This is a genomic window from Sphingopyxis sp. JAI128, assembly GCF_014207235.1.
Lineage (GTDB): Bacteria > Pseudomonadota > Alphaproteobacteria > Sphingomonadales > Sphingomonadaceae > Sphingopyxis.
The window spans coordinates 119571-127018 of record NZ_JACHDA010000010.1; the positions used below are offsets into that span (position 1 = coordinate 119571).

Annotated in this window: 2 protein-coding genes; both read right to left on the reverse strand. The window is 65.7% G+C overall.

The genetic code is table 11. The annotated features are described in order from the left end of the window. Positions 1 to 220: 220 nt before the first annotated feature. Positions 221 to 1033, reverse strand: coding sequence for a sulfotransferase (locus tag HDC35_RS19250; protein ID WP_184649008.1), 813 nt, complete (start codon positions 1031 to 1033; stop codon positions 221 to 223). Positions 1034 to 1152: 119 nt separating this feature from the next. Beyond that, positions 1153 to 7448 (reverse strand): autotransporter outer membrane beta-barrel domain-containing protein (locus HDC35_RS19255; protein ID WP_184649009.1); only part of this gene is annotated, 6296 nt, incomplete at its 5' end.

Sequence of the window (7448 nt, forward strand, 5' to 3'; positions counted from 1 at the left end):
CCCAAAGCGAACTCTATTCGTCTTTTCCGTAACGGCAAGGCCGACATTGGACGTCTGGTGACCCAATGCGGGAATTCGGAAACAAAGACTCGTCTTGCTTCTCCAGCGGCTCACCATCGCGCCTTTTTCATTCAATTTTCTAGTTCACGTCCTTGCCAGGTATTCGATCCAACGCAACTATTGGAATCACCCATTCTCAGCATCGCGCAATCCTGGACAATCACACGACCCGAACGCCATGGACATTGGCTTGCGGGTTGAGCCAGAAGGCATCATTTTCGAAGCGGCGGAAAATGTCCGGCGGCAATATCGTGCTGCGCTCGTGCATCGCCACCTTATCTCGGACCGCGTGGAGGCCGGGCATCCCCGTGCGGGCGTCGAAAGCTTCGGTATCGAGATGCACGTCGTTGAAATCATGCCGGAACGGCGCTTCCCCGATGAAATCATAGACCGCCGCCATCGCTTTGGCAGGATCGCGCGCCAATGTTTCATACTGCAGCAGCATCAAATGACCGGCATGTTCGCCAAAAAAGGCGCTTTTCAACGCATTGTAAGAATAGCCCAACAGGCCGTCGCCCATGGCGAACCCATCCGCCCGGTGATAGACGGTGCTCCCGGTCTGGAAATTGAACATGAAGGATGGACGGAGTGCGCTTTTCTGGATCGCCCTCTCGAGGCTGTCGATGATCCAGGACAGATGGCGCACGCAGGCGATGACCTTGAAGTCCGGATAGAGCTCATTCAGCACGGGCAATTTGGCACACCATGTACGGCTGGTGTCGAAAATGGCGTCCCCTGTGAAATCCGCGCCATAATAACCCGCGAAAAGACCCCGCAACACGCGCCGGCGCTGTTCATCGGTAATGAAGGTGGCCATTTCGTTGCGATCGCTCATCTCACCCAGCATGGCATCGATCATGCCGGCGACGGGGCTGCTCATATGCGCGTGAAATCGCGGGTTCTGCCGTAACAAAGCGGCGAGCAATGTCGAACCCGACCTGGGCAGGCCCGAGATGAAATATATCGGCCGCACGGCTTTCCCCTTTCTCCACGCACCGGAACGGCGATAGCGCGATCAGACCTTATTGGATACTCTCGGCATTAAATGCTCCGCCGCGGCGGGGGTAGGTGCCGCAGCGGAGCGTTCCGGCGTCAGAATTTCATCCTGAATCCCGCATTGCCGCGCAGGCTGTTGCTGTCGCCGAAGTCGTCGATCGCGGTGTCCGCGGAAATCTCCGCGAACAGGGTAAAGCGGTCGTCGTTCCAGCTGTAGCTGCCGCCGAGGCCGATCTCGCCCCACAGGCGTTCGTCACGGCGCGCGAGCGGCGTGCCGGAGACGCCGACGATGCTGCCGTCGAGCCATTCATGGCTGAGATTGACGATGCCATAAAGATGGCTGCGCCGGGTGCCGCCGCTGCCGTCCCAGCTCTTCTGGTGGTCGAGCGAGATGCCCCAGCGGGTCTTGAGGCTGCCGGTCCGGTCGGACGAAACTTTCGCGTCATGGGGATCGACGAAGCTGTCGAACCGCACATGCGAATAGATCATCTGGATCTGCGGCGTGATGCTGAGGCCCCCGCCCACGGGCGAGCGCTTGCCGACCTCGAGACTGAACGTCCCGCCCGAGCCGTGATTATTGTCCGCGAGCGTACCGAGCACATCCGACTTGAGATCGCTGCGGAACCACGTCACTTGCGCCTGCGCGTCAGCATAGAAGCCGGTGCTTTCGTACCAGGTCAGCGTCGCGCCGACACCATAGCCGCTTGCATCGATCGAACCATCGCCGAAACGCGAGCGCACGCGCGCGTCCGCGGTGCCATAGCGGCCGTTGATGCCTACGATAATCGTGTCCTCGGCATTGTCGACCAGCGCCTTGTCGAGCCCCGCCTGGAGCGACCAATTGTCGATGTCGAGATCGGTGCCGCTGGTCGAGAAGGCGGCTTCGGGACGGTGGCGGGTGCTTTCCATGCGCCCCCACATGCCGACGCCGCCCTGCGTGAAGCCGGACCATTGACGATTGCCGACCCGCTGCTGCAGCGTCGGCAGACGGTTGAGGGTCTGGAGCGTGGCCGCATAGCTTTCGTAGAGCGGCACACCGGGCTGGAAGAGCGGCCCCTGGGGCTCATTCGGCGCATCGAGCAGCGCGGAGCGCAGATACCAGTCGCCATCGGCGGGAGTCGCGACGCCCCCTTGTAACAGCCGGTAACCGAAGGCCCCGGCGATCACTGCCGGACTATCCTCGAAATTATAGTCGCCATTGAGCGTGAAGGTGCCCGCGGAGGTTCCGCCGGTCACATCGATGATCTTGATGCCCTCCACCGTCTGCGCGCCGAGGCCGCCGCGGTTCGTGACGCTGATCGAGGTGGTGCCCGACGTGCCGTTCGTCACGACGAGGCGATCGGTCTGCGAGGCGTCGCCGCCGAGCGCGGCTTCGATATCGAGGGTGCCGCCCGAACCCGTATAGCTGCCGCCCACCGTCAGCACACCGAACCCGTCGCGGCCTGGCGCGACGGTGCCGCTGTTGGTGAGATTGCCGACTGATCCGGTGCCTTCGAGGCGTCCGGCGCTGGCGATGGTCATCGCGCCGCCAAGCCTGCCGGTGATAGCCAGCGTCCCCGCCGCCACATTGGTCGTGCCGCCAAAGCCCGCATTGTCGCTGGTGACGAGCAAGGTGCCCGCGCCCGCTTTGGTCAGCGCGCCGGTGCCGGAGAAAGTGCCGCCATAAGTGAAGGTCGTGCCGTCGGCGGTCGCAATCGTGCCCGCGCCCGCCATCACGATGCCGCGCGTGCTGGCGAGGATGGCGCTGGTTGCGAGCGTGCCGCCGTCGAGCGTGACCGCACCCGATGCGGCGCCGAGGTTGGCGTCGCTCGCGATCTGCACGGTGCCGCCGGTGATTCGGGTGCCGCCGGTATAATTGTTGGTGCCGCCAAGAACGAGTGTTCCGGCGTCGGTCTTGACCAGCTCGGTGTCGCCAGACAGCGCCGCGTTGATCGTCGCTGTGAAGCCGGCGCCACCGGTGCTGCCGTCGCCGACCCGGATGGTCGACTGCGGACCCGTGAGGGCAATGCCGCCGCCAGTGATAGTGTAGCCAGTCGCGGCGAACTGCATGCCCGCCGCGCTCACCTGGCCGAGACCGTTGTCGACCGTTACTGTACCGCCGGTGCCGCCGAACACCGCGAAGGCGCCGTCGGTATAGGCGGCGTTCACCGCACCATTGGCATCGGTCCAGTTGTCGTTGCCCGTGCTGTTCTGCCAGATTCCGCTGCCGCCATTGATGACGCCATTATTCTTCGGTCCCGCCGCGCCGTCCCAGAAGTTGAGCGTAAGCCCCGCCGCGTTGACCAGATTTACCTGGCCAGCGATCGAGGTCTGCACGGTGACAGTGCCGCCCGGCATCGCGCCGAGCGTCAGCCCGTTGTCGGTCAGCGTGCCGCCATAGTTGAACATGCGGTAGACGCCGACATCGAAGGAACCGCCGGTTGGTACGGTTACGTCAATCGTGCCGTCGAGGATCAGATTGCCGCCGACATTCACCAGATCGTTGAGCGCGCCGCCCGCGACGTTCGCCTCGCCGAACTCCCACGCAAGCCGCGAGCCGCTCGCAAGCGACAGATGGCCGCCGATGGTCAGCGTACCCGCGCCACCCGCGCCCGGCGTCAGCGTCGCGTCGGAGGCGAGCGTCACGTCGCCGCCGATCATGCCGGTGCCGCCCAGGCTCGCGCCCGAAGCGACGCTGGTTACGCCCGCCGCACCCGTATAATTGCCGTTGACGAGCAAGGTGCCCGCCGTGACCGCCGTGCCGCCAGCGTAGCTGCCGGTGCCGTCCAGCGCGAGCGTGCCCGCGCCGCTCTTGGTCAGCGCGCCTGTGCCCGAGACTGCGCCGGTCAGGCTGAGGGTCGTTCCGCCATCGGTCAGGATCGTCCCCGCGCCCGCCAGATCGACCGCGCGCGCCGAGCCGAAGCTGGCGCTTGTATGGAATGTGCCGCCATTGAGGCTCAGCCCGCCTGCGACGTCGCCAAGGTTGGCGTCGCTCGAAACCCGCAGCGTCCCGCCAGTGACCGTGGTGCCGCCCGAATAGCTGTTCGTGCCGGTCAGCACGAGCGTGCCCGCATCGGTCTTCACCAATTGGCTGCCGCCGGTGATCGTGCTGGCGATCGTCGCGGTATAGCCCGCGCCCTCCGCCGTGCCGTCGCCGACGCGGATCAGCGATTGCGTGCCCGTCAGGGTAAGGTCGCCGCCGCCGATGCTATAGCCATCGACCGCGAACTGCATTCCCGATGCGCTGACCGCGCCGAGGCCATTGTCGATCGTGACCGTTCCCGGCGCGCCGGTGAAGATCGCGAAGGCGCCATCGTCATAGCCCGCATTGACCGCGCCGGTCGCGTCGGCCCAATTATCGTTGCCGCCGCTGCTCTGCCACACGCCGTTGCCGCCATTGACCGCGCCATTGAACTTCGGCCCCGCCGCGCCGTCCCAGAAGCTCAGCGTCACGCCGCCAGTGTTGATCAAATTGATCTGGTTCGCGACCGCGGTCTGGACGAAAACGCCCGAACCCGCCGGCATGGTGCCGATCGCAAGGCCGTTGTCGGTAAGCGTACCGCCATAGTTGATGACGCGATACAGGCCGATATCGAACGCGCCGCCCGGGGTCACCGCGACATTGATCGTGCCGTCGAGGGTTAGATCGCCGCCGACATGGACGACATCGTTGAGCGGGCTGCCCGGCGCGTTGGCGAGGCCGAAGTCATAAGCGAGCGATGAACCGCCGGACAGGGCCAGGCTGCCGTTGATCCTCAGCGCCCCCGCCGCGCCAGCGCCTGGCGCCAGCGTGGCGCCGTCGGCTATAGCCACGTTGCCGCCGATGATACCCGTGCCGCCCAGCGTCGCGCCTGCGGCGACACTGGTCGCGCCGGTGGCGGCGCTCTGGTCGCCGTTGATCAGCAGCGTGCCCGCGCTCACGTTCGTCGCACCGGCATAGCCGTTCGCGCCGGTCAGGATGGTGGTGCCGCTGCCCGCCTGGGTCAGCGTGCCGCTACCCGAAATCAGGCCCGTAAAGGCCAGCGTATCGGCGCGGTTGAACGACAGCGCCGCGTTGTTGACGACATTGCCCGTAATACCGCCGCTCGTCCCGCCATTGCCGAGCTGGAGCACGCCAGCGCCGATCGTCGTGCCGCCGCCATAGCTGTTGTCGGCGGTCAGGATGGTCGTGCCGCTGCCGATCTGGCTGAGCGCGCCGCTACCGCTGATCGCGCCCGCAAAGGTTAGGCTGTCCGAGCGATTGAATAGAAGAATGCCGTCGTTGGCGACATTGCCCGTGATGCTGCCGCTCGTCCCGCCATTGCCGAGCTGGAGCGTACCGGCCGCAATCGTAGTACCGCCGGCATAGGCGTTGTCGGCCGCCAGCACGAGCGCGCCAGCGCCGTCCTTGGTCAGCGCCCCGCCGCCCGTGATCGCGCCATTCAACGTCAGCGCCGTGCCGCCATCGGTCAGGACGCGGCCCGCGCCCGCCAGATCGACCGCGCGGTTCGATCCCATATCGGCCGTCGTGTTCAGCGTGCCGCCGTCGAGCCGCAGACCCCCCGCCGCATCGCCCAGGTTGGCGTCGCTCGAAACCCGCAGCGTCCCGCCAGTCACCGCCGTGCCGCCCGAATAGCTGTTCGTGCCGGTCAGCACGAGCGTACCCGCATCGGTCTTGACCAGCCCCGCCGTGCCCGTCAGCTCGGCGCCGATCGTCGCGGTATAACCCGCACCCGCGACGCTGCTGTCGCCGACCTGAACAATCGCCTGCGCGCCGGTCAGCGTCAGCGCGTCTCCGGTCACGACATAGCCGTCGCTCGCAAACTGCATCCCCGAAGCCAGGACATTGCCGCCGCTATTGTCGACCGTCACCGTCCCAGGCGCAGCCGAAAAGATCGCGAAGCTGTCCTGCGCATAGTCCGCGTTGACCGAGCCATTAAGGTCGGTCCAGTTGTTTGAGCCTCCGCCGACACGCCACACCCCGTCGCCGCCGTTTACCGCGCCATTATTCTTGGGACCGGCATTGCCATCCCAGAAGCTCAGGCTCAGCCCCGCGGTATTGACGAGGTTGACCTGCCCCGCGATCGCAGTCTGCACCGACACCATGCTGCCCGCCGGCATCGTGCCGAACGTCAGTCCATTGTCGGTCAGCGTGCCGCCATAGTTGAAAGCGCGGTAAATGCCGGGGCCGAAGCTGCCGCCCGCGGGCGCCGAGACGTTGATCGTTCCGTCGAGCGTCAGGTCGCCGCCGACGTTGACGAGATCGTTGAGCGCGCCACCCGCGACATTCGCCTGGCCGAACTCATAATCGAGCACTGAGCCAGCGCTCAGCGCGAGATTGCCGTTTATTGTGAGCGTGCCAACATCGTTGGTGCCCGCCGCCAGCGTCGCGCCGTCCGCCAGCACGACATTGCCACCGATGACGCCCGATCCGCCCAGCAACGCACCCGACGCAATGCTGGTGAGGCCGGTCGCCCCCGACTGATCGCCGTTCACGAACAGGCTGCCGCCATTGACTGCCACGTCACCGGCATAATCGTTCGCGCCCGTCAGGACGAGGGCGCCGTCCCCGGCCTTGGTGAACCCGCCAATGCCGGACATCGCGCCAGCTAGGGTCAGCACCGTGCCTGCATCGGTCAGCAACGTCCCCGCCGCCGTCAGATCGACCCCGCGGTTCGAAGTCAGGTCCATCCTGCTATGCAGCGTCCCGCTGCCCAGCGTCAGCCCGCCCGCCGCGTCGCCAAGGTTGGCGTCGCTCGAAATTTGCAGCGTGCCGCTGTTCACCGCCGTGCCGCCGGTATAAGTGTTGAGGCCGGTCAGAACCAACGTGCCTAGATCGGTCTTGACGAGCTGGCTTGCGCCGGTGAGCGCCGCGTTGATCGTCGCCGTCATGCCGAGCGCGGCCGCCGTGCCGTCGCCGACGCGGATCACCGACTGCGGCCCCACAAGGTCAAGCCCATCGCCGGTGATGGTGTAACCGTCGGTCGTGAACTGCATGCCGGACGCGCGCACTGCGCCCAGGCCGTGGTCGATCGTCACCGTCCCGCTCGCTGCGCCGAAAATCGCGAAGGCGCTGTCGAGGAAGGGCGCGTTGATCGTCGCGTCGTCGAGGGTCCAATTGTCGTTGCCAGTCGCATTCTGCCACACGCCGTCCCCGCCGGTGATGACGCCATCGTTGCGTCCACCCGCCGCGCCATCCCAGAAGCGCAGCGCGAGGCCGTTGGTGTTGATCAGGTTGACCTGATTGGCGACCGAGGTCTGCACATAGAAATCGGTGCCCGACGGGATGGTGCCGATCGTCAGACCGTTGTTTGTCAACGCACCGCCATAGTTGATGACGCGGTAGATGCCGGGACCGAAGCTGCCCCCCGGCGTCTGCGTGACGTTGACCACGCCGTCGAGCGTCAGGTTGCCGCCGACATTGACCAGATCGT